Source organism: Rhizobium sp. NXC24, from assembly GCF_002944315.1.
Lineage (GTDB): Bacteria > Pseudomonadota > Alphaproteobacteria > Rhizobiales > Rhizobiaceae > Rhizobium.
Window position 1 is genome coordinate 888,257 of record NZ_CP024311.1, and the last position, 23,003, is coordinate 911,259.

20 protein-coding genes and 1 riboswitch are annotated in these 23,003 nt (G+C 59.7%); of the genes, 10 read left to right on the forward strand and 10 right to left on the reverse strand.

Features of this window, described 5'->3' with window-relative positions; all coding sequences use genetic code 11:
• Positions 1-76 precede the first annotated feature (76 nt).
• Positions 77-508 carry a hypothetical protein gene (locus NXC24_RS04335; protein WP_104822186.1) on the reverse strand — a complete coding sequence of 144 codons (432 nt, stop codon included), beginning with the start codon at positions 506-508 and terminating at the stop codon, positions 77-79.
• 248 nt (positions 509-756) lie between these two features.
• On the opposite strand from NXC24_RS04335, the gene NXC24_RS04340 reads away from it, so the two are divergent.
• The gene (locus tag NXC24_RS04340) at positions 757-1,578 is read left to right on the forward strand and encodes a MipA/OmpV family protein (protein ID WP_199773521.1); all 822 of its coding nucleotides are present in this window, start codon (positions 757-759) and stop codon (positions 1,576-1,578) included.
• Positions 1,579-1,640: 62 nt separating this feature from the next.
• Positions 1,641-2,603 (forward strand): 4-hydroxybenzoate octaprenyltransferase, encoded by a 963-nt coding sequence (gene ubiA / locus NXC24_RS04345; RefSeq protein WP_104822188.1) that lies wholly within the window; start codon positions 1,641-1,643, stop codon positions 2,601-2,603.
• A gap of 61 nt (positions 2,604-2,664) precedes the next feature.
• On the opposite strand, the gene NXC24_RS04350 is transcribed toward ubiA, so the two are convergent.
• Entirely contained in the window at positions 2,665-3,231 is a 567-nt protein-coding gene (locus tag NXC24_RS04350; RefSeq protein ID WP_104822189.1) for a DUF6101 family protein, read from the reverse strand.
• Between the two features lie 319 nt (positions 3,232-3,550).
• Between NXC24_RS04350 and NXC24_RS04355 the strand changes: the two genes are divergently transcribed.
• Positions 3,551-6,055, forward strand: coding sequence for a DUF1217 domain-containing protein (locus NXC24_RS04355; protein WP_104822190.1), 2,505 nt, complete (start codon positions 3,551-3,553; stop codon positions 6,053-6,055).
• Between the two features lie 215 nt (positions 6,056-6,270).
• Positions 6,271-9,255 carry a DNA translocase FtsK gene (locus NXC24_RS04360; protein WP_104822191.1) on the forward strand — a complete coding sequence of 995 codons (2,985 nt, stop codon included), beginning with the start codon at positions 6,271-6,273 and terminating at the stop codon, positions 9,253-9,255.
• A 79-nt stretch (positions 9,256-9,334) separates the two neighbouring features.
• Here NXC24_RS04360 and NXC24_RS04365 read toward each other — a convergent pair whose 3' ends face one another.
• From NXC24_RS04365 to NXC24_RS04380, 4 genes are read right to left on the reverse strand one after another with little or no spacing between them, the layout of a single operon-like run.
• Positions 9,335-9,886, reverse strand: coding sequence for an MOSC domain-containing protein (locus NXC24_RS04365; protein WP_104822192.1), 552 nt, complete (start codon positions 9,884-9,886; stop codon positions 9,335-9,337).
• A gap of 52 nt (positions 9,887-9,938) precedes the next feature.
• Positions 9,939-11,369, reverse strand: coding sequence for an FAD-binding oxidoreductase (locus NXC24_RS04370; RefSeq protein ID WP_104822193.1), 1,431 nt, complete (start codon positions 11,367-11,369; stop codon positions 9,939-9,941).
• A 34-nt stretch (positions 11,370-11,403) separates the two neighbouring features.
• Positions 11,404-12,378 carry an L-threonylcarbamoyladenylate synthase gene (locus tag NXC24_RS04375; RefSeq protein ID WP_104824999.1) on the reverse strand — a complete coding sequence of 325 codons (975 nt, stop codon included), beginning with the start codon at positions 12,376-12,378 and terminating at the stop codon, positions 11,404-11,406.
• Between the two features lie 57 nt (positions 12,379-12,435).
• Positions 12,436-13,047 carry a DUF6656 family protein gene (locus NXC24_RS04380; protein ID WP_104822194.1) on the reverse strand — a complete coding sequence of 204 codons (612 nt, stop codon included), beginning with the start codon at positions 13,045-13,047 and terminating at the stop codon, positions 12,436-12,438.
• A 100-nt stretch (positions 13,048-13,147) separates the two neighbouring features.
• On the opposite strand from NXC24_RS04380, the gene NXC24_RS04385 reads away from it, so the two are divergent.
• From NXC24_RS04385 to NXC24_RS04395, 3 genes are all read left to right on the forward strand, one after another.
• Positions 13,148-13,561: an ACT domain-containing protein gene (locus tag NXC24_RS04385; protein WP_104822195.1), complete on the forward strand. Its 414-nt coding sequence runs from the start codon at positions 13,148-13,150 to the stop codon at positions 13,559-13,561.
• Positions 13,562-13,777: 216 nt separating this feature from the next.
• Positions 13,778-13,982, forward strand: a riboswitch (cobalamin riboswitch).
• A gap of 101 nt (positions 13,983-14,083) precedes the next feature.
• A complete protein-coding gene (locus NXC24_RS04390) occupies positions 14,084-15,328 on the forward strand; it encodes an aromatic ring-hydroxylating dioxygenase subunit alpha (RefSeq protein WP_104822196.1) in 1,245 nt (414 codons plus the stop codon).
• A 2-nt stretch (positions 15,329-15,330) separates the two neighbouring features.
• Positions 15,331-16,419, forward strand: a complete 1,089-nt coding sequence (locus tag NXC24_RS04395; RefSeq protein WP_104822197.1) for a hybrid-cluster NAD(P)-dependent oxidoreductase — start codon at positions 15,331-15,333, stop codon at positions 16,417-16,419.
• A gap of 60 nt (positions 16,420-16,479) precedes the next feature.
• Here NXC24_RS04395 and NXC24_RS04400 read toward each other — a convergent pair whose 3' ends face one another.
• Positions 16,480-17,433, reverse strand: a complete 954-nt coding sequence (locus tag NXC24_RS04400) for a GH25 family lysozyme (protein ID WP_245463927.1) — start codon at positions 17,431-17,433, stop codon at positions 16,480-16,482.
• Positions 17,434-17,723: 290 nt separating this feature from the next.
• Between NXC24_RS04400 and NXC24_RS04405 the strand changes: the two genes are divergently transcribed.
• The gene (locus NXC24_RS04405) at positions 17,724-18,194 is read left to right on the forward strand and encodes a BA14K family protein (protein WP_104822199.1); all 471 of its coding nucleotides are present in this window, start codon (positions 17,724-17,726) and stop codon (positions 18,192-18,194) included.
• Between the two features lie 76 nt (positions 18,195-18,270).
• Here the strand turns inward: NXC24_RS04405 and NXC24_RS04410 are convergent, their stop codons facing one another.
• The 3 genes from NXC24_RS04410 to NXC24_RS04420 all read right to left on the reverse strand — a co-directional run bounded on the left by NXC24_RS04410 (position 18,271) and on the right by NXC24_RS04420 (position 19,992).
• Positions 18,271-19,272 (reverse strand): transporter, encoded by a 1,002-nt coding sequence (locus NXC24_RS04410; RefSeq protein ID WP_104825000.1) that lies wholly within the window; start codon positions 19,270-19,272, stop codon positions 18,271-18,273.
• A gap of 160 nt (positions 19,273-19,432) precedes the next feature.
• Positions 19,433-19,732: a type II toxin-antitoxin system RelE/ParE family toxin gene (locus NXC24_RS04415; protein WP_104822200.1), complete on the reverse strand. Its 300-nt coding sequence runs from the start codon at positions 19,730-19,732 to the stop codon at positions 19,433-19,435.
• A complete protein-coding gene (locus NXC24_RS04420) occupies positions 19,729-19,992 on the reverse strand; it encodes a type II toxin-antitoxin system ParD family antitoxin (RefSeq protein WP_104825001.1) in 264 nt (87 codons plus the stop codon). The genes NXC24_RS04415 and NXC24_RS04420 overlap by 4 nt, the downstream gene beginning before the upstream one ends.
• A 202-nt stretch (positions 19,993-20,194) precedes the next feature.
• On the opposite strand from NXC24_RS04420, the gene NXC24_RS04425 reads away from it, so the two are divergent.
• Positions 20,195-21,973: an acyl-CoA dehydrogenase gene (locus tag NXC24_RS04425; RefSeq protein ID WP_104822201.1), complete on the forward strand. Its 1,779-nt coding sequence runs from the start codon at positions 20,195-20,197 to the stop codon at positions 21,971-21,973.
• Positions 21,974-21,983: 10 nt separating this feature from the next.
• Complete coding sequence (locus NXC24_RS04430) at positions 21,984-22,736, forward strand: crotonase/enoyl-CoA hydratase family protein (RefSeq protein ID WP_104822202.1); 753 nt, start codon at positions 21,984-21,986, stop codon at positions 22,734-22,736.
• The last annotated feature ends 267 nt before the right edge of the window (positions 22,737-23,003 follow it).

A 23,003-nucleotide genomic window follows, 5' to 3' on the forward strand; every position in this document is an offset into this window, starting at 1 on the left:
TGAGGTTGCGCCGAGCCGTGGATTGCCATGGCTCGGCGTTTTGATTTTGGCCCATCCGGACAGGGCGGCGTGTCCCTTATTTGACCACTTGAATAGTCAGATTCTCGTCGCTGACTTTATTTGCATACAACACGGTCATGCGCAGGGCGAACTGATCCGTGCCGGTGAAGCCAGGATCGGACGTGTAATATACCGTCGTACCTTCGACCGGCTTGCCGCTGCAGACATAGGCGTCACTGTCCTTATCGTATTTAACCCGAACCGGGCCGTGTTCGAAAGTGACCTTGCCGTGGCTAGGTTGCTTGATGATCCCCGTATAGGGGTAGGCGTCGAACGTACAATCCCGCTTCACGGACGCGACCATGCCAAGCGCGGTCTTTTTGCCGGAGATCGCTCTGTGGGAATATTGGTTCTGCTTGGTGCCATCGATTGGCGTGCCGACACAGCCTGAAAGCGTCAAGCCGATACCGAGAAATGCACTGAGAGAAATCAAAGATATAGTATTCATTCCGCTCTCTTTTTGAATTGCCGATATCGGAATCCCAATAGCGGCGTAGGCAATACCAATGATTGAGTAACCTGTGCCGGAATTAAATCACCGCGACACATCGGCGCAGGCTCGGAGCCGGTGAAATTGCCTTTTTAAGTTTCGCCTTATCCCCCGAATTCAGTCGCGTTTGGTTAAGAGAGCGGTAACGCGATCGGGATAATTTGCGGCAACTCTAAGGGCGTGTATGGCCCTTTGTATTGCGTATTATGGAGTTGATTGTGTTTGTGAAATCGCGTTTGTTTTTCACCTTCGGCCTGTTCGCTGTTTCTGTGGGCGCCGCTTCGGCCGGGGACGGTCAGCACTTTTGGTCGGGCGATTGGTATCTAAGCGTCGGTGCAGCCGGTTTCACCGCGCCGAAATTCGAAGGCAGCAAACACAACAAGCTGCAATGGGCGCCGTTGATCTCCGTCGGCAAGCAAGGCCCAGGCCCGCGTTTCTCCTCGCGCAACGATAATCCCTCTTTCGCGTTCATCGACAATGACGGCATCCGCGCCGGTATCGTAGGCAAATTCGTGCCGAGCCGGGATTCCAGCGACGGTCACGAGCTGAAGGGCCTGAAGAAGGTCAAGTGGGGCGCCGAAGTGGGCGGCTTCGTCGAAGCCTATCCGACCGACTGGCTGCGCGCCCGTGTCGAAGTCCGCCAGGGCATTCGCGCGCATAGCGGCGTCGTCGCCGACGCTGCCATTGACGCCTTCACCGACATCACGCCGGAACTGCGCCTTTCCGGCGGCCCGCGCATGACGCTCGCTTCCCCAGATTATTTCGACACCTACTATGGCGTTAACGCCAAGCAGTCCGCAGCCTCCGGCCTCAGCCGCTATAATCCGGGTGGCGGCGTGAAGTCCGTCGGCGCTGGCGGTGCGCTGACCTGGAAGGCCAGCCAAAACTGGACCACGAGCGCCTTCGTCGAATATTCCCGCCTGACCGGTCCGGCTGCCGACAGCAGCCTCGTGCGCGAGCGCGGCGATCGTAACCAATTGCTGGTCGGCGTCTCCGCCAGCTACAAGTTCAATTTCACGCTGAATTGAAAAGAGCGGGGCGTCAGCCCTGCCGCTTGACCGCGCCCGCCAGATGTCACTACTAGTCGTCTATGCAAAAGACAGGCGACATTAACGGGCGCGTCGCAGACGCATCATCCGGCAACTGGGTTTATCGCATCCTGCCTGCGGCGCTTTGGCCCTATGCGCAGCTCGCGCGCTGGGACAGGCCGATCGGCTGGCAGCTCCTGATGTGGCCCTGCTTTTGGTCGGCCGCGTTGGCGGCCAATGCCGCCGTGGCGGCGGGCCAGCCTTCGCCCGGCTTTCTGCTGATCTACCACCTCATCCTCTATTTCATCGGCGCCGTCGCCATGCGCGGCGCCGGTTGCACCTATAATGATCTGGTCGATCATGAGATCGACATGGAAGTGGCCCGCACGCGCTCACGTCCGCTGCCGTCCGGCCGGGTGACGCGCTGGCAGGCCAAGATGTTCATTGCGCTGCAGGCTCTGGTCGGCCTGCTGGTGCTGCTGCAATTCAATTGGTTCGCCGTCGTTCTCGGCATCCTGTCGCTAGCCGTCGTCGCGCTTTATCCCTTTGCAAAGCGTTTTACCGATTGGCCGCAATTCTTCCTCGGCCTCGCCTTCTCCTGGGGCGCTCTCATGGGGTGGGCCGGCCTCTTCGGCAGCCTGTCCTTTGCCCCGATCATGCTCTATGCCGCCTCCATCCTCTGGACGATCGGTTATGACACGATCTACGCGCATCAGGACAAGGAGGATGACGAGCTGATCGGCGTGCGCTCCACCGCGCGGCTTTTCGGTGATCAGACCCGCCTCTGGCTGATCGGCCTTTATGGCGCGACATTGTTTCTGATGCTGGTGTCCTTCGCCTTGGCGGGAGCAGGCTGGCTTGCCTATCTCGGCCTGATCGTCGCCGGCTGCATGTTCGCCTATCAAATCGCCGTGCTTGATATCAACGATGGCGCGCAGTGCCTTGCCCTGTTCAAGTCCAACAATCGGGTCGGCCTGATCGTCTTTGCTGGTCTTTTCCTGTCGTTCTTGTTCCTCGTCCCGTGAAAACGACAAAGCCCGGCGCTGAGAGGCCGGGCTTCGATGCGAGAGGTTATCGATAGAAGATTTACTTTCGCGCGATAATCTCGCGGCCTTCGATCTTCATCTTGACGCCGAGCTTGCCGGTCGAGCGGCGCACGAGGAAGCGCGGGCGGCGATTGGCGAAATAGGAGTGGCGGCGACGGGGCTGGATGTCGCGGGTGGCGACGCCGCCCAGATGCTCTTCCAGCGGACGGGCGACGCCGTCGGCTTCGATCATCATCATCGGAATGCGGAAGGCTTCCGACCAGGAGCGCCAGTCGGCGGCGATGTCGCTCAAATCATGGGCGACGAGGAGGGGGATGCAGAGATCGGGATCCTCATGATGCAATTCCAGCGTCACCGTGACTTCGCCGTCGCCATGGTCGATGGCGCGGGCGGCAACGCCCTTGAAGGCACGCTTCGGCAATGCGACCGACAGCGGCAGGCCACTGGACGGCAAGATCTTGCGCAGCACCGCGCCGCGTTCGTCGATCGTGATGGTGACATCACCCGCGGCACCCCGCATGGCATAGCTGACCTGTTGCGGAAAGCGCGTCGGATCCAGCCGCAGTGTGGTTCCAGCCCAATCGGGCTTCAGGACGGTATTTGTCATCTAATCTCTACCCTTGCTTTACCTGAGAGCCGGTTTTCCGGTCTTCTTACGGAGAACGTCATGTCCTCTCGTTGGGTGCAGATTAGGCGGCCCCCCTTCCAGACAGCTTAAAAATCGCGGTTAAGAAAACTTTGCGTCCTCAAATGGTTAGCAAAGTCGAATGCATCAGGGTTTCCATAACGTGAATGGGAGCGCGCAACCGGTCGTGCCGATTTGGTGCACGCGGCGGCCGAAGTATTGTAAGTCTCAGGTAAGGTTTATCTGCGAGAATGCCGATAGATTCGCCGCTATATATTAGAGATTTATTGGACGCCCGCTGATGATATCCACCTATCTTGGCTATTCGATCGCGACCCGAAGCATGGCGACGACCCTCAATCAGGTGGCATCGCAGACGCAGAACAAGCGTGCGATCGACTATTACAATGCCAATATTGGCAAAGTCACCAGCGTCGACGATTTCATGAACGACTATCAGCTCTATAGCTACGCTATGGAAGCTTACGGCCTTTCGGACATGACCTATGCCAAGGCCTTTATGAAACAGGTGCTGACCAGCGACCTCAGCGACTCCACTAGTTTCGCGAACAAGCTGACGGATTCGCGCTACAAGGAATTCGCCGCCGCGTTCAATTTCGGCACGAGCAGCGATACGACGGCGCAAACCAGTGAACAGGAAGGCGATCTGGTCGGTCTTTATCAGCAGTCCTTTACGACTGAGGAAACCAACGCCGAGACTGAAACCAATTATTACAGCCAGAACATTAGCAGCGTTAAAACCGTCGACGATCTCCTTAGCAATACGCGCTTGCGCAATTACGTGCTGCAGGCCTACGGGATCGATCCGACCTACGTGTCGAATTCAACTCTGAAAAAGATGCTGACGAGTGATGTCAGCGATTCGACCAGCTTTGTGAATCAGAACGGCAGCGCTGCCGACAAGGCGCTCGTCGCGGAATTCAATTTCAATTCCGACGGAAGCGTGAAGACGTCGACGGCGGACGCCGATACGACCTACTATCAGAACCAGATCAGCTCGATCACCTCCGTCGACCAGCTTACCTCCAATCCCAAGCTGTTCGACTATGTCAAAATCGCTTTCGACATCCCAACCTACATCACCGCTGACCAATTCAATGCCTCGGCCGAGGATGCGGGTGTTGCCAAGACGAACGGGCTCACCGATGTGATGGCGCAGTTCAATTTCCAGGCCGACGGCACGGTTGCCAGCGGTTCGCAAGCGCAGTCCTCCACTCAGCTCAGCACGACGACGGCCGCCTACGCAACCAACTATCCGGGCGGTCCGCAGACGCTCGGCCAGACGGCCGAGGTCATGAGCGCCTACAATTCCACCGTTCCCTCATACACGACCGAGGTCGGCGCTACCGATAACGATCTTTATTACAAGGATCACATCGGTTCCATCACTTCGGTCGATGAACTGACCTCGGACACCCGGCTTTTCGATTACGTCAAGACAGCCTACGGGATCGATGCGAGCACCCCCGCTATCGTATTCAAAAACGCGTTCGCCGACTCCAAGACGGCCTCCATTTTTGGCCTCACCGACGTTGTTGCGGCGTTCAACTTTCAGTCGGATGGTACGCTGGCGTCCGTCGACGTGGCGCAGTCTCAGGCCGAGATCAATGCGGCATCGACCGGCTATATGAGTAATTACGCGACGTCGCAGACGTCGCTCACCACGGATGCGGTCAACAATTACAAGACCCGCATCGCCAGCGTGAAGGATATTGACGACTTCTTCGCCACCAATGCGACCGCCGACAGCGACGATTCCAATGACGATCTTCCCGAGCTCTACCAAATGGCGCTGCGCGCTTACGGCATCAGCTCGGACGAGATGTCGAAGACGCAGATGAAGAAGGTTCTTGAAAGCGATCCCTATGATTCGAAGAGCTATGTCAACTCGCTCAAGGACACGCGTTTCACCGATCTCGCCAAGGCCTTCAACTTCGGCAGCGATGGCAAGCTGAAGCAGCCGGTCCAGGCTCTGTCGGAGACGCAGATTAATAATTACATTTCCGAATATTCCAGCGACAAGCGGGCCGGACTGACGGGCGCTCAGCTCACGAAGGCCACCAGCGACGCCAAGGATGCCGCTACCTATTTCGCGACCAATATCGTTAAGATCACCAGTGTCAGTGACCTTCTCGCTGACAGCAAGCTTACCGATTTCATCCTGACTGCCAATGGCATCGACCCGAAGAAGGTCACCACCGCCACGCTGAAGAAGGCCTTCGCCTCCGATACGACTGACTCCACGAGCTTCGTCAACACGGATGATGGCGCTCAGTTCAAGAGCATTGTCGAGGCGTTCAACTTCGACACGGATGGAAACCTGACGGACGCGAAACAGGGTACGGCGCAAAACCAAGGCGCGATCTCTCAGACGAACGACCTCTTCCTGCATCAGACCCTCGAGGATCAACAGGGAGAGACCAATCCTGGTGTTCGCCTGGCGCTTTATTTCCAGCGTAAGGCGCCCGACATCCATTCCATCTACGACATCATGGGCGATAGCGCGCTCTATTCGGTCATGACGACGACCTTTAACCTGCCGAGCTCGATCTCCTCGATGGATGTCGATCAGCAGGCCAAGGTGTTGGGCAGCTATCTTGATGTCACCGACCTGCAGGACCCGGACAAGGTCAACAAGCTTCTGCAGCGGTTCTCCGCCATGTACGATATCGAGAACAACACCACTTCGTCGACATCGCCCGCCCTATCGATTCTGTCGGGTTCCTCGAGCGTCGGCATCAGTGCCGATACGCTGCTTTCGATCGCCCAGCTTTCCAATAAATAACGAACAGCGCCAAAATTGATGCCTCGCGCCGCTTCGATGTGCGGCGCGAAAGCCGTCGGCATACCTGTTGCAGCCGTGCCGGTATGGGTCGCCCTCGGGTTCTGGAGACGCGGAATAAGTGCGTTCGAGGCCGATAAGAAGGAACTTATTAACCGTCCTTGCCCTATTCGATTTGAGAAGCCATCGGCAATATCAATGACTGGGTTGCAGGTCTCATGCGTCTTTCTCGAACGAACATTTCGAATGCGGCAACCGGCTTCCAGCAGGAGGGTGAGCCGGACCCGGAGCAGGTCGCAGAAGAGGCCCGCCGGGCCGAGCAGATCGCTGCCCGCCGCGCATTCCTGGAAGAAAAGATCCGCAATGCGCGCGAAGCAAAGCGGCGCGCGGAAGAACAGCGCCGTGCCGAGGAATTGCGGCATGCCGAAGAAGCTCGCCTGCGAATCGCCGCCGCGCCAAAACCTGTCGTGGAGGCCTTGCAAGCCAGCACGGCGGCAAGCGGCCCCATCATGCCTGTCACGCCGCACGGGATCTCCGCAGAGGAGCTTGCCTCGCCCGGCTGGCAAAACGCCTTCCTGATGGGACCGAACGTCCGTTTCACCCGCACGCGCGAGACCGAGATCATCAGCCGGCGTCCGCCCGTGGAACCTGCGCCCACCTCGGCGCCCGCGGCCGTCAACCACGCCGCAATGCGCGTCATTGAGCCGCCGGTGCCCGAATCACATGGCTCTATCGATCGTCCGCAGATGGACCAGTCGGCAGAATTCCAACTGCCGCCATGGGAAGACATGCCGTTCGTGGGTGAGACCTTCAAGCCTACCGTAATTCAGAAATCTCCGGCGATGCAGCCGGACGCATTGGAGATGACCGTCATCGCTACCGCATTCCATAGAGCTCCCGCGATCGCGCTGGATGCCTCCTCGTCGCTGCCGAAAGTTGAAGAATCAGTCGCCGCGCCTGTGGTCGAATCGCGGCTTGCCCATCTCTCGGATTTCGCCTTCTGGGACGCCATGCCCTTCGATGGTGAATTCCTCTCCGCCATCAAGGGCAAGCCGGTCCAGCCGATGCTCGTTCCTGAGATCCAATCTGAGGTCGAATCGATCGTCGCGAAATTCCGCGTCGTCGAATGCCGCCGCCCGTCGCCTGCCGTAGACTCACCGCTACAGACCGAAATTTTAACGGCCGTTGCCTCCGCCGCACCTGCTCCGGCTATGGAGCCGGCCCCGGTCGGCGCATTCGTGATGGACGAGCTTGCCGCGCTCGAAGCTGCGGTACTGGCGCCCTTTGTGCCGGCCTCGATCGAGGCCGCAGCGCCGGTCGAAGCGGACGCAAAGGTGACGGAACCTGTCGCGTTCATCCCGCCCGCCTTCGTCACCGCAGTATTTGCCGGTGAGGCAGAGGCCATTGTCGAGGTTCAGCCGGCTGCGGCTCCGAGCCTGCCTTCTCCGGCTCCGGTCATGGTCGTCGCGCCGATACCGGTTCGCACGCCGGCGCCGGCTGCGGCCGCTCCCATGGTTGAAGCAAAGCCGGTCATTCCCGCCGTCGAAGCTGCCAAACAGCGTCTGATCGATCCGCCGCCGCCGCAGATTACACCGCGCAGGGCTAATGCCTTGGCTCTTCCGGAATGGCGGCCGATCGCCCGCAGCGGTGAGGGTGAATATGAGCTCCCGCCCCGCGAACTGCTGCAGGAGCCTGCCGCCCGGACCGGCGTGATCATGACGCAGGAAACGCTGGAGCAGAATGCCGGCCTTCTAGAAAGCGTGCTCGAAGACTTCGGCGTCAAGGGCGAGATCATCCATGTCCGTCCAGGTCCTGTGGTAACGCTCTATGAATTCGAGCCGGCCCCCGGCGTCAAATCCTCGCGCGTCATCAATCTCGCCGACGATATCGCTCGCTCGATGTCGGCTCTGTCAGCCCGCGTCGCCGTCGTTCCCGGTCGCAATGTCATCGGCATCGAACTGCCGAACGTCACCCGGGAGACCGTCTATTTCCGCGAAATGATTGAGTCCGCGGATTTCGAGAGGAGTGGCTACAAGCTGGCGCTTGGCCTCGGCAAGACGATCGGCGGCGAGCCTGTCATTGCCGAACTCGCCAAGATGCCGCATCTGCTCGTCGCCGGCACCACCGGTTCGGGCAAGTCGGTCGCCATCAACACGATGATCCTGTCGCTGCTCTATCGTATGACGCCGGAGCAATGCCGCCTGATCATGGTCGATCCGAAGATGCTCGAACTCTCCGTCTATGACGGCATCCCGCATCTGCTGACCCCGGTCGTTACCGATCCCAAGAAGGCCGTCATGGCGCTGAAATGGGCTGTGCGCGAGATGGAGGATCGCTATCGCAAGATGTCGCGCCTCGGCGTGCGCAATATCGACGGCTATAACAGCCGCGTCGCTTCCGCCCGTGAAAAGGGCGAGACGATCCATGTCATGGTCCAGACCGGCTTCGACAAGGGCACGGGTGCCCCGATCGAAGAACAGCAGGAAATGGACCTGACGCCGATGCCCTATATCGTCGTCATCGTCGACGAAATGGCCGACCTGATGATGGTTGCCGGCAAGGAAATCGAAGGCGCGATCCAGCGTCTGGCGCAGATGGCGCGCGCCGCAGGCATCCACCTAATCATGGCGACGCAACGTCCCTCGGTCGATGTCATCACCGGTACGATCAAGGCAAACTTCCCGACCCGCATCTCCTTCCAGGTGACCTCGAAGATCGACAGCCGCACCATCCTCGGCGAGCAGGGCGCTGAGCAGCTCCTCGGCCAGGGCGACATGCTGCATATGGCCGGCGGCGGGCGCATCTCGCGCGTCCATGGTCCCTTCGTTTCGGATGAAGAGGTCGAAAAGGTCGTCGCACATCTGAAGACTCAAGGGCGGCCGGAATATCTCGATACGGTCACCGCCGACGAGGAAGAAGACGACGAGGAAGAAGACACGGCTGTCTTCGACAAGGGCGCCATCGCCTCGGAAGACGGCGACGATCTCTACGAACAGGCGATCAAGGTGGTCATGCGCGACAAGAAGTGCTCGACCTCCTACATCCAGCGCCGCCTCGGCATCGGCTATAACCGCGCTGCCTCGCTCGTCGAGCGCATGGAAAAGGACGGTCTGGTCGGCCCCGCCAACCATGTCGGCAAGCGTGAGATCATCTCGGGCAACCGCAATGGCGGCGGCAATTCGGGCCAAGACGATTTCGATTGATCAAGCAGGCTGCAAGGCTAGCGCGACATGAGAGCGGCATAACGAGGCGGCTTTCCAACGGAAGGCCGCTTCTTTTTTATCAGACGCGCTCGAGCTTGATATGCGGCAGCGGCGGCAGCTCGACGCGGATGGCGTCATCGGGTTGCACGCGGCCACCCTGCGAGACGATACCCATGATGCCAGCCTTGCGGATCAGACCTCCATCGGCATCTTTATCGAGCACCGCATGCAGCAGGCCCTTCTGGAAATCGTCGATTTGCTTGCACGGGTTGCGAAGCCCAGTCACTTCCACGATCGCTTCCTCGCCGATATGCAGGCGCGCCCCTTGAGGCAGGGAAAGTAGGTCGATCCCTCGGGTCGCTATATTCTCGCCCATGTCGCCCGGAGCAACAGAGAATCCCTTTTCTGTGAGTTCGTCGAACAGCTCCTCGTGGATAATATGCACTTGACGCAGATTGGGTTGCGTCGGATCGACCGCGACGCGCGAGCGATGCTTTACCGTCACCCCCATATGCGCGTCGCCTTCCACGCCGAGCCCCGTCAGCAGTTGAATGTGATCCTTGTTCTGCTTGCTGAAACTATGCACGCCGCTGCTGCTGACTGACGTCACATATACGCGTTTGTCGCCCATGCCGAACCCTTCCATAGCGTGTTGCTACCCGTTTAAGGCAGCCAACCGGCTCTCAGATCTTGAGGACTTTTCCCGGATTCATGATCCCTGCCGGGTCGAACGCCGTCTTAATCCGGCGCATCAGATCCATCTCGATTTCAGGGCGGATCGAAGCCAGTTCGTCGCGCTTCAATTGCCCGATGCCGTGTTCGGCGGAGATCGAGCCGCCATGTTGCAGCACCAGCCCGTGCACGATCTTGTTCATTTCGCGCCAGCGGCCGATGAACTCCGCCTTGTCCGCTCCCACGGGCTGCGAGATGTTGTAGTGGATATTGCCGTCGCCCATATGGCCGAAAGCGCAGATGCGGGCGCCGGGCATGGCGGCCATCACTGCCTTCTCCGCCTCGTGCATGAATTTCGGGATCTGCGCGACCGGCACGGAGACGTCGTGTTTGATCGAGCCGCCCTCCGGCTTCTGCGCGTCCGACATGCTCTCGCGCATGTGCCACAGCGCCTTTCGCTGCGCCTCGGAATTGGCGATGGTCGCATCCTGAATCAGGCCGGCCTCGTAACCTTGCTCCAGCAGCGTCGTCATCATCCTCTCGGCGGTCTCGGCCGAATCCGATGTGGAGATATCGATCAGCACATACCAGGGATGCACTGTTTCCAGCGGATCGCGCACGCCCGGAATATGGCGAGCGGTGAACTCGACGCCGATGCGCGGCATCAGCTCGAAGCCGGTCAGCGCCGGGCCGCAGAGGCTGGCCGCATTCTTGAACAGTGTCAGTGCGTCTTCGGTCGATTGGATACCGGCAAAAGCCACCTGATGGCCAAGCGGTTGCGGGAAAAGCTTCAGCACCGCGCCGGTGATAACGCCGAGCGTTCCCTCGGCGCCGATGAAGAGGTCGCGCAGGTCGTAACCGGTATTGTCCTTCTTCAGCCGCCGAAGACCGTTCCAGATTTCGCCGGTCGGCAGCACCACTTCAAGGCCGAGGCAGAGCTGGCGCATATTGCCGTAGGCAAGAACGGCCGTGCCGCCGGCATTGGTGGAGAGATTGCCGGCGATGCGGCAGGAGCCCTCGGAGCCGAGCGACAGCGGAAACATGCGGCCATGCTCTTCCGCCGCTTTCTGCACATCAGCCAGGATGCAACCACCATCGACGATCATGGTATTGCCGACCGGATCGATGTCGCGGATGCGGTTCATGCGCTCCAATGAGAGGATGATGTCAGAGCCGCCCTCGCGTGGTGTCTGGCCACCGACAAGGCCGGTATTACCGGTCTGCGGCACGATGGCCGTGCCGGTCTCGCTGGCGAGCTTCAGGATTGCCGAAACCTCTTCTACCGAGCCCGGCTTCAGGAGCAGGGGCGATGCGCCGCGATAGAGCCCGCGATTTTCGATAAGATGCGGTGCGATCTCCGCAGGGTCCTGCACGGCATGCTTTTCGCCGACGATCGCGGCAAAGCGATCCAGAAGGGCGGAGGAGGGGGCGGAGCTGCTCATGGCGTGTCCTTTGCCGATGTGTCTTTGACCGGATTTACTCTCTGGGCGCGGCCGCGCGGCGCAGGCGGTCGTTGATGGCTTCGCCGAGGCCTTCGTCGGGAATGCTGGAAAAGGCGATCATTGCCGCGCCGCTGCCATCGGCGCGTTTCATGAAATCGAACAGATTGGCGGCGGCTTCCGCAAGATCGCCGGATGGGCTGAGATCGAGCACCATGGCCGCGTTCTCCGCACCGGCAATGTCCGGTCGCCCAAAACGGATCAACGCCTCGCCCGGTAAAACAGCAGTCGCATCGAGCCGCACCGCAGCACCTGGCGCATAGTGCGAGGCAAGCATGCCTGGCGCTTCAATGGCCGGCGAGGCGCCGTTCTTGCGCTTGAGCGGCTGACCTGCGATCCGCTCGATCTCCTCAGCCGCGAGGCCCCCCGGCCTCAGCAGGCGCATCTCCCCGTCCTCAACCTTGACGATCGTCGATTCAACGCCGACAACCGAAGCGCCGGCATCGAGGATGAGTGTAATCCGTTCGCCGAGATCGTCATGAACATGATCGGCGCTGGTGGCGCTGATCTTGCCGGACGTATTGGCGCTGGGGGCGGCGAGCGGCCGGCCGAAGGCGCGGATCAGCTCGCCAGCAAAACCCTGCGGCACACGGATGCCGATCGTATCAAGCCCCGCGGTCGCCAGCGGATGGATATCGCTTTCCGGCCGCAGCGGCAGCACAAGGGTCAACGGACCGGGCCAGAAGGCTTCGGCCAGCTTCCGCGAGATCGGGTCGAAGATCGCATGGCGTTCCGCCATGGCGAGATCGCTCATGTGGCAGATCAGCGGATTGAAGCGGGGCCGCCCCTTGGTCTCATAGATGCGGGTGATAGCAGCGGGATTGGTGGCATCGGCGGCAAGCCCATAGACCGTCTCGGTCGGCAACCCGATCGGCAGCCCCTCGGCAAGCGTTTCCGACGCCGCAGCTATAGCCGTTTCGGGATCCTGGAGAATGTCTATGTGTCGCGCCATGGCCTGACCGTTGTAGTTCAGGCCGTTCTTATGCTTTTCAAGTTTGGGGATCAATGATCAAAGCTGGCGAATGATGTCGCGGAGCTGTTCGTTGCGCGCGCCAAGCAGCAACACGTTGCGGATGGCGATCTGCGGATCGTGTGTGTGGAAGAGTACGCCGTTGCCTCGGACCTCGCGGTTGATCGTCAGTTTCTTTTCCGGCGATTCCTGATCCGGCAAGACGGCGACGGCAAAATACATCCGCGAATATTTCAGGCTGATATTTTCGAAGAAATTGTCGTTCTGCCCGATGCGGGCAAAGAAGTTGGCGATGTAGAAGGCCCAGCTCACCTCTTCATACTGCGCAAATTGCGTTCGCGCCGCAGTGACATGGCAATAACCGAGATGCGGCGTGTCCTTCAGCGTGTGATGGAAGATCAGCTTCGGAAAACGAATCGATTGGTGAAAGCTGTTCAGCCGATCGTGGGTCTTTTCGCCAGCATTCCGCAGCTTATTCGCCGTGCGCTCGGCCACTTCCTCATAGCTGAGATAGCGCCGCTCTTCGGCCAGCCAATGCGCCCTGTCGCGGGTGATGCGGCCGGTGCGCAGGAATTCGCTATGGGAGGCCGCCGGCAATTCCGGTTCCGGTTCGGCGGGCTTCTTGGCGTCGAAATATCTGAGCTTGGCCATGGCGGCACTCTCGGTATGGGTATGGATAGCAGTTAATAGATCGCCTAGCTTGAGCCGGGCTTAAGCGCGCCACGCTGGGATGTTTGGAAGGATCAGAGCCATGCCGGGTATCACCGAACTCAAACTGCTGATTGCGAGCATGAAGCCAAATCTCATTGAAGGCGAATTCGTCTTTTGCTGCGTGCCGCCTTCAATGCTGACAGACTATATCCATTTGAAGCCGATCGGAATGTTCCACGAAAAAGAGGGAATGACGCTGATCCTTCCGATCGAGGCCGCCCGGCAGGCGGGGCTTCCGGCTGAACCCGCCATGCGAATGATTAGCCTAGACGTCCATTCCTCGCTGGAGGCCGTGGGCTTGACGGCGGCCTTTGCTATGGCACTCGGAAGCGAGGGCATCAGCGCCAATGTCGTTGCGGCCTATTATCATGACCATATCTTCGTGCCGATCGCCGATGCCGAGCGTGCCATGGCGGCATTGAAGGCGCTCTCCGCCGGACAAGATCGTCCCTAAAATTCATCGCCCATCGCTCTGTCGCAATCAAGATAAAGCGTCATGGAGCGCAGAATGGTTCACACGGACGATCGTCTTGCCGGGACCGAGCTAATAGTTTGAATTGGTTCGTATTATCGCGACAAAATTCGCGTCATTTCCAAGCTTCATCTCACCTGTCGCCAATTTCGAAGCCGATGTCGCATTGCAGCAGAGCGACGCGTGAGGCGGGAGCTATGATGACCTCAATCTCAAGGTGCCGTCTATTAGGGAGGCGGAGAATTGGGAAGCCGGTCAAAATCCGGCGCTGCCCCCGCAACGGTGGTGGAGTGAGGCATGGCAGATAAAGCCACTGGGTCGAGAACAACCTGGGAAGGCGCCATGGGGTCCTCTTGAGGACCGCTCCAGAGCCCGGAAACCAGCCTTGGGGACGACAGATTTCACTGACCGCGGCGGGCAGTCGGGGGGTAATGCGTTGGGCTGTTTAAGGCCGGCCGGTGCATGTCCTCTGCCTACTGCCTGGTATTGCACGAGGATAGGCACATGGATATCGGCACCGACGTTTTGCGACAATTGAAGAACCGCCGCCAGGGTTTCAGCCTGGAGCAGGCCTTCTACACCGACCCCGATTATTTCAAGCTCGACATGGAGATGATCTACTATCGCGACTGGCTGTTCATCGGCCATGATTGCGAAGTGCCGCGGGCCGGCAATTATTTCACGGTCCAGGTCGGCGATTATCCCGTCGTTATCGTCCGCGGCCGGGATCAGGTCATCCGCGCCTTCCACAATAGTTGTCGCCACCGCGGCTCGCGTGTCTGCGCATCCGAGCGCGGTTCTTCGGCCAAGCTTGTCTGCCCTTACCATCAGTGGACCTACGAACTCGACGGTTCGCTGCTCTTCGCCCGGCAGATGGCGGAGGATTTCGACAAGAGCCAGTTCTCCCTGAAGCCGGTTCACTGCGAGAGCGTCGGCGGCTACATCTTCATCTGTCTGGCGAAAAACGCCCCGGATTTCTCCCCGGTCCGCGCCGCGATCGAGCCTTACATGGCGCCGCATCGCATCGGCGAGACGAAGGTCGCCTTCCAGAGCACCATTATCGAAAAGGGCAATTGGAAGCTGGTATGGGAGAACAATCGCGAGTGCTATCACTGCGCCGCCAATCATCCGGAGCTCTGCCGTACCTACCCGGAAGCGCCGACCATCACGGGTGTACAAGGTGCGATGAACGATCCCCTCATCACTGAGCACTGGCAGCGCTGCGAAGCCGCCGGCTTGCCGAGCCAATTCAAGATCGCACCCGATGGTCAGTTCCGCGCCGCCCGCATGCCGCTGATCGAAGGGGCTGAAAGCTACACCATGTCCGGCAGGCGCGCCGTCAAGCGGCCGCTATCGCCTGACGTCACCATCAACAATATCGGTGCGATGATCCTGTTCCATTACCCGACAACGTGGAACCATCTTCTCGGCGACCACGCCATTTCCTTCCGCGTGCTGCCGATCAGCGCCGAGGAAACCGCGGTCACCACCAAATGGCTGGTGCATAAGGATGCGGTAGAGGGCGTCGACTATGACCTCGAGGAACTGACCCATGTCTGGACGGAAACCAACGATCAGGACCGTCGCATCGTCGAGGAAAATGCCTTCGGTATACGCTCGCCGGCCTATGAGCCCGGCCCCTATTCGGAACTCCACGAGGGCGGCGTCATGCAGTTCGTCGAGTGGTACTCGAATTTCATGATCAACCGGCTGCAGGGCGATCAGGCCAAGCTGTCGGCGGTTGCCTGAGTATGAACATGACCATCTCTCTCCGTCATCAGCACCTGGATCAGATGCAGCCATGGAGCGACAGGCAGCATCTGCTCGAATGCCTGTCGGCAACGCCGGAAGCGCCCGATGTGATGACCTTCACATTCCGCTCCGACAAGGATAATTGGTTCCGCTATCTGCCGGGCCAGTTCGTAACCCTGGAACTGCCGACGGCGCCCGAGCCGGTCATGCGCACCTACACGCTTTCCTCGACACCGTCGCGGCCCTTTTCCGTGGCCGTCACGGTGAAGGCGCAGAAGGACAGCATCGGCACGCGCTGGATGTTCGAGAACCTGAAGCCCGGTATGCGCATCAAGGCTTTCGGCCCGCTCGGCGATTTCAGCCACATCCGTCATCCCGGCGAAAAATATCTCTTCGTTTCGGCCGGCTCCGGCATCACGCCGATGATGGCGATGACGCGCTACATGGCCGACACAGGGCCCTTGTCGGACATCACCTTCGTCAATTGCTCGCGCAGCCCCGCCGACATCATCTTCCGCTCGGAGCTGGAATATCTCGCCCGCTTCATGCCGAACCTCGATCTCGGCTTCATCGTCGAAGGCTGCGGCCGCACCGATCTCTGGTCGGGGCTGAAGGGCCGCATCGACAAGGCAAAGATCGGACTGCTCGCGCCAGATTTCATGGAACGCACCATCTTCTGCTGCGGCCCTGAAGTCTTCATGGATGCCGTCCGCTCCATGCTGGAAGCCCACGGCTTCGACATGGCGCGCTACCATCAGGAAAGCTTCCAGCCGGCGCAGGCGGCAACGCCGCTGGCCGAAGTCAGCGATGACGCGTCGATGGACGCGGCGACCTCGATCCGCTTCACCATGGCCGGCAGGGATGTCGCCTGCGCCCCAGGCCAGACGATCCTGCAGGCCGCGCGCGGCGCCGGCGTACGCATCGGTGCTGCCTGCGAATCCGGTCTCTGCGGCACCTGCAGGGTGATGAAACTGTCGGGCGAGGTCGAGATGAACCATAATGGCGGCATCCTCGACGACGAAATCGACGAAGGCTACATTCTGGCCTGCTGTTCGCGGCCTAAAACGGATGTGCAGATAGAAGCCTAAGCCTTTTGAATCGAGACTACTTATCCGCTATCGGGCGGCTCCCGCCCGATAGCGGATGCGCTAGAAATCCTGATAATTCAACTCGTTGATCTCGACCGTCTTCGGCTGCGTTGCGGCGGTGACGATTGGGTCGACCATCAGCGAGACGAGCGTCTGCAACGGCGCGGTACAGCTTGGTCCCTTGGCAATGATCATGGGTGCAGGTTCCGGCTTTGCGGGCAGCAGATCGCCCTGCGGCCAGATCTTGGCGAGCTGCACCTTCGTCATCGCCACGACATTGACATCGATATCGGTAAGCGTCCCCGGCACGCGGTAAGGACAGGCCTTCTCCGAGCAATTGTCGGATGAGGAGAATTGCCAGAGCGCATAATTGTCCCAATTGCCGAGCGGGAAGGTGCCTTTTACATCCGGCTTGTAGCGCGCATACCACAGCGGCAGCCGCGACAGGATCGGATAGTCCTCGCGATGATCGGCAATATACCGGGCGGTGTTGTGATTGGTATAGAGAATGGGATAGCGGCCGGTTCTCACCTTGATGTGACCGACGAAGATCTGCGCGTCATCGAGCGACATGAACTGGGTCGCGTCCAAGCCGTCGATATCGAGCACCATCAATTCGTCCGGTTTCGGATCGGCATAATCCAGAAAGTGATTGGCCTGGTCGACCGGGTTGCCGGGCCGTCCAAGGTGGTAGGCGCCCCAGAGCAGGCCATTCATTTTGGCCAGTATGCGGCGCGTCTGATACAGCTCGCGGCTGACGGCATATTTGCGCCACATCGTCTTGCAGTGCGCAAAGGTGTCGCCGGCATGATCGCCCGTGCAGCTAAAGCTCTCTGGCAGGCCGTCGGAAGCCTTGGAGATGAAAGCGGCTATGCGCTTGTCTTGCAGAAGCTGATCCCAATCGATGGTATTCAACTCATAGGCATCGACGATAAGGGCGTTCTGGGGGTCGTTCCAGGGTGGGTTCTCAGCGGCCGCAAGCCGGGAAGCCGGTCCGAGCAGCGCCAGAACCATCAGGAAACTGCAAATCAGAGGGTGAGTCTGCCGGTATCCCTTCATGAAACAATGGTAAGGATCGGTGGTTAATCCCTGGTTAAGGATGGGATCGCTAAAAATTTACCGTTGGGTCCGCATAACCCCTTAAATTTGTACCGATTTAAGGGAAACACTATGCGCCGCTACGTCCCGCCGCGTCATATTGGACGCGCGGCGCAGCAGGTATTCGAACCCTGTTTGGGGAACCTTCCCCAATTAGGAACGTTCATTGCCTTAAGCACAATGTAAGCCAGGGAATGGAGATATAAATGCTTGGTTTCCGTGCAAGAATTGCGACTATCGCTGTTTCGGCCGCTGTGGCTCTGACGAGCTTCACCCCGTCCTTCGCAATGCAGATGCCTGCCGCGCCCGTTGCGGCGGCAGACAAGGCCGCCCCTGCCGACGTTCAGCAGGTTCAGTGGCGCCGCTATGGCGGTTATCACGGCGGGTACTATCCGTATTATCGCCGTGGTTGGTATGGCGGCTACCGCGGTTATCCGGGCTATCGTTATGGCTATCGCTATTATGATGGCTATTGGTACCCGCTGGCGGCCTTCGGCGCCGGAGCCATCATTGGCGGCGCGATTGCCAGCCAGCCGCGTTATGTTGCCCCGGCCGGAGGCATCAACCCGCGCCACGTCGAATGGTGCGAGGCGCGCTATCGCTCCTACCGGGCTTATGACAATACGTTCCAGCCCAATCGCGGTCCCCGGCAGCAGTGCTACTCGCCCTTCTATTGAGCGAGAGATTTGAACCTATCAGCCCCAGCCGCCCGGTCACTCGCCGGGCGGTTTTTCATGGTTGAACGCCCTGCCGTCAGAGAATGTTGACCCGCTTCAGCAGCCACCAGGCGAGTACCATCGAAGCGATGATGAGGGCCACGGCATATTCCGTGCCGGCACCGCCGCCTGAAAACGGCAGATTTGACGTGTTCATGCCGAAAAAGCCGGTGACCAGCGTCGGCGGCAGCAGGAAGGCCGTCATGATCGACAGAATATAGAGATGGCGGTTGATCTCGGAGGAAAGCTTCGAGTCGATTTCTTCATGCAGCAGCCTGGCGCGCTCCTGCAGCGCGTAGACATCGTGATCGACCGCCTCCAGCCGGCCCGTCAATCGGCCGGCGACATCCTCGAACCCGAGCGGCATCTCTTCGTCGTCAGACGCTGCAGCGCGCCGCATCAGTGTCAAAACGGTGCGCAGATGCCGGTGCAGGCGCACAATCGTCCGGCGCACGGGCGCCAATCGCCGGCGTTCGTCCCGCGGCGCGTTCTCGTAGACGAAATCCTCGATGAGATTGAGCTCCTCGGTCATCTCGATAACAAGCGAGATGAGGGTGCGCTGGAACTCGACGACCAGCAGCTCGAATATATCGAGCGGCCGGGTGAATTTGGCTGCGTTTTTTTCGATCAGCATGCGCGCCCGCTCAACACTGCGTAGCGGCTGCAGCCGGGTGGTGATGAGCATGCGGTCGGTCAGCACGAAATGCAGCCAGCCGATGTCGCGCGTATCCTGATCGAATTCGCGCTGGAAATCGACCAGCGTGCCGAACAGCATCTGCTCGTCGACGGTGATGGTCGCATGCGTCTCATGCGTCGTCAGCGCCACACGGGCAGGTTCGTTCAGACCTGGCGCATCCTCAAGAAAAGCGGGTACGCGGGCATCGACAAGGCTCAGATGCAGCCACAGGAAACCATCGTCCGCAAACAGCGTGGCGCGATCGGTATCATCGGACAGCCGCTCCGGCTTATTCGCGCCGGGACGCAGGCGATAGGCCCAGATGAGGCCAGGTATCGTGGTGGCTGATGTGATCGTGTTCATGGCCGAGTTGTTCGCATCGTCAAGGGAGTTGCCATACTCATTGTTCATGACGATTGTTTATGCAAGTCCCGGCTATGGCGCGACAATCGCGCAGGAAGGCGGATATGCCGCAGGTGGGGCAAGGCCGATTGGAGGATCGCCAGTTAGTTTTCGACGTAACTTAGGTCTCGGGAAACAAAATTGCTTCGAAATCCTGGGCGCCATTCAAGATATGCAGAATTTCTACGGCGTCTTCGCTGACATGATAGAAAACGAGATAGGCACCATGCGGGAAGCGGCGGACGCCTGTGTGTTCATAGCGCGGTACCAGCGGAAAGCGGTACGGCATGTCCGCTAGATGCCTACACCGCTTGACAAGCTCCATGATGAAGCTTGCCGCGCGTTGGGGATTATCCTGAGCAATGTAGTCGCCAATATGTTCAACATCGGCTTGAGCTCTGGCGGAGAAAACGACGATCACGAGCGGCGGTCTTTTGCCATATTTTCGTATTTTGCAGTCAGTCTGGCAGCAACCTCTTCAAGAGGCTCCACTCGCCCTGCTTTAACATCCGCAAGGCCTTGTGCAATCGCGGTATCGAGCGCAGCGAGGCGTTTTTCTCGCTCTTCGACCAAGCGAACGCCTTCGCGCAGGACTTCGCTGCGGGAGTTGTAACGTCCACTTGTTACGAGTTCATCCACATAGCTTTCGAGCCGCTTGCCAAGATTTGCGCTGCTAGCCATGTTCATTCCTCTTCCAGCGTATAACCAAGGTGATAATTGTTAGCACAAATCATTCAGGGAAGTGAATGCGGATTTGTCTCGATACATTGAGGTGCCTGCCCAAAATTGACGTTTACGTAAAAATCAATTAGCTATAAACATCATGCGGCCGATAGCTTGGGTGAGGTAGACTGTCGGCATCGTCATCACGGAGGAAGACACCATGTACAAGGCGCCGGTCGAGGAAATCGCGTTTACGCTGAAGCATGTCGCTGGCATGGGGCAAGCGATGGAGGAGGGGCGCCTCGGCGATCTCAGCGGCGATGTCGTCGACGCCATTCTGACCGAGGCCGGCCGTTTTGCCGGGGACGTGATGGAACCGCTGGCGGAGATCGGCGATAGGCAGGGCTCCAAACTCATCGATGGCAAGGTGGTGTTGCCCGATGGCTGGGAGAAGCTCTATCGCGACTGGATTGCCGGCGGTTGGAACGGGTTGACGGCACCGGAGGAGTTCGGCGGCCAGGGCCTGCCGCATATGCTGAACGTTGCGGCGCTGGAAATGTGGAATTCCGCTTCCATGGCCTTTGGTCTCGCGCCGACGCTGACCATGGGTGCGGTCGAGGCGCTGATCGCTCACGGCAGCGAGGACCTTAAGCGCAAATATCTGGCAAAACTCGTTTCGGGCGAATGGGCCGGCACGATGAATCTGACAGAGCCGCATGCCGGCTCCGATGTCGGGGCGCTGCGCACCCGCGCCGAACGCCGCGATGACGGCACCTATCGCCTATACGGCCAGAAGATTTTCATCACCTGGGGCGATCATGAGGCGGCGGAGAATATCGTCCATTTCGTGCTTGCGCGCCTTCCGGATGCGCCTGTAGGCACGCGCGGTATCTCCCTGTTCCTGGTGCCGAAATTCCTGGTCAACGATGACGGCTCGCTCGGTGCGCGCAACGATTATTTCGCCCATTCGCTGGAGCATAAACTCGGCATCCACGGCTCACCCACCTGCACGATGATCTATGGCGACGGCAAATACGGAACCGAGAAGGGGGCCGTTGCCTGGCTCGTCGGCGAAGAGAACAAGGGCCTCGCCTGCATGTTCACGATGATGAATAATGCGCGGCTCGCCGTCGGCATTCAGGGTGTGGCGATCGCCGAGGCCGCGACACAAAAAGCCATCGCTTACGCAAAAGAGCGCACGCAAGGGCGGGCTCCAGGTACGACAGCGACAGGCATGAGCCCGATCATCGAACATCCCGATATCGCCCGCATGCTGCTGACGATGAAGGCGCTGACGCAGGGGTCGCGCGCCATCTGCTATGCCTGCGCCGAGGCGATCGACATGTCGCATCGCGATCCCAGCAGAGCACGGCACTGGCAGGAGCGCGCCGCCCTGCTGACGCCGATCGCCAAATCCTTTTCCACCGATGCCGGCGTCGATGTCGCTTCGCTCGGCATCCAGGTGCATGGCGGTATGGGCTTTATCGAAGAGACGGGTGCGGCCCGCCTGCTGCGCGACGCCCGTATCGCGCCGATCTATGAAGGCACGAACGGCATCCAGGCGATCGATCTCGTAACACGTAAGCTGACAATTACCAATGGTGATCATATGCGTGGCTTCACCCACGAACTACGCGAGGTTGCCGATACCGTTGCCAAATCCAATCTGGACGGTTTCGGCGACACGGCGACACGGCTCTATGCCGCCATCACCGATCTCGAGGCGGCAAGCGAATGGCTTCTCGCGCGCCAGGCGGAGGGCCGTATCGCGGAGGCACTGGCGGGGGCCACACCCTATCAGCGGCTCTTCGGCCTTGTGCTGACAGGCTCCTATCTGGCCAAAGGTGCTCTGGCGGAAGCTACGGATGGCGAGGGGGAAAAGCGCATTGCTCTCTGCCGCTTCGCTGCGGAAAACATGCTGGCCGAAACCACCGCACTCACCGATCGCATCGTCGCCGGCGCTTCCAGCCTCGAAGCTGCGCGCATCGCTCTTGCTTAAGGACATACACTTGACCGACCACATCCTGATCGAACGCCCTGAGACTGCCCCCCATGTGCAGGTGATCCGCTTCAACCGGCCGGAAAAGAAAAATGCCTTCACCCGCGCCATGTATCAGACGATGACCGACGCTTTGCGGGCAGCGGATGAGGCCTCGGATATCCGCGTCACCGCCTTCCTTGGCAGCGAAGGCTGCTTTTCCGCCGGCAATGATCTTGCCGATTTCCTCGCCTTCGCCATGAGCGGCAGCATGGGCCGCGAGGTGCTGGACTTCCTGGGCGTGCTGGCCACGGCGAAGAAGCCCGTCATCTCTGGTGTCGACGGCCTGGCGATCGGCATCGGCGCGACGATCCATCTCCATTGCGACCTGACGATCGCCTCCGACCGCAGCCTGTTCAAGACGCCTTTCGTCGATCTCGCCCTTGTCCCCGAAGCCGCCTCCAGCCTGATTGCGCCGCGGGTCATGGGCCATCAGCGCGCCTTCGCTCTGCTCGCCCTCGGCGAGGGCTTTTCCGCCCCGGAAGCAAAGGATGCCGGTCTGATCTGGAAGGTCACCACGCCGGAGGCATTGGAAGCCGAAACCCTGGCACTCGCCGCCAAACTTGCGGCCAAGCCACCCGAAGCACTGCGGATCGCGCGTGACCTGATACGCGGCTCGGCCGAAGACGTTCTCGCCCGCATCGACGAAGAGGCAAGGCACTTTGCGGCGCAGTTGAAGAGCGCGGAGGCTCGGGCGGCGTTTGAGGCGTTCATGAAGCGGTGAGAGATATTCTTTCTCTCACCCGCCCTCGCCCTTCGAGGGTCGCTGCGCTCCCGCCTCAGGGTGAGGGCTGATCTGCTCGCTTAACCACGAGGCTGCTCCGATCGCATCTGTTTCTCATAGCGTCCCCCGAAAACCTTACCTGCTTTCGGCCGAGAACTGTGGATTTGACTATGACCTGCCTCTGTGTTGCAGAGGAACTCGCCGATCCAGAAGAGAAGCCATTTTCTGGCTTTGCCGCGACCATAGCACTCTCTCCGCCTCACCCTG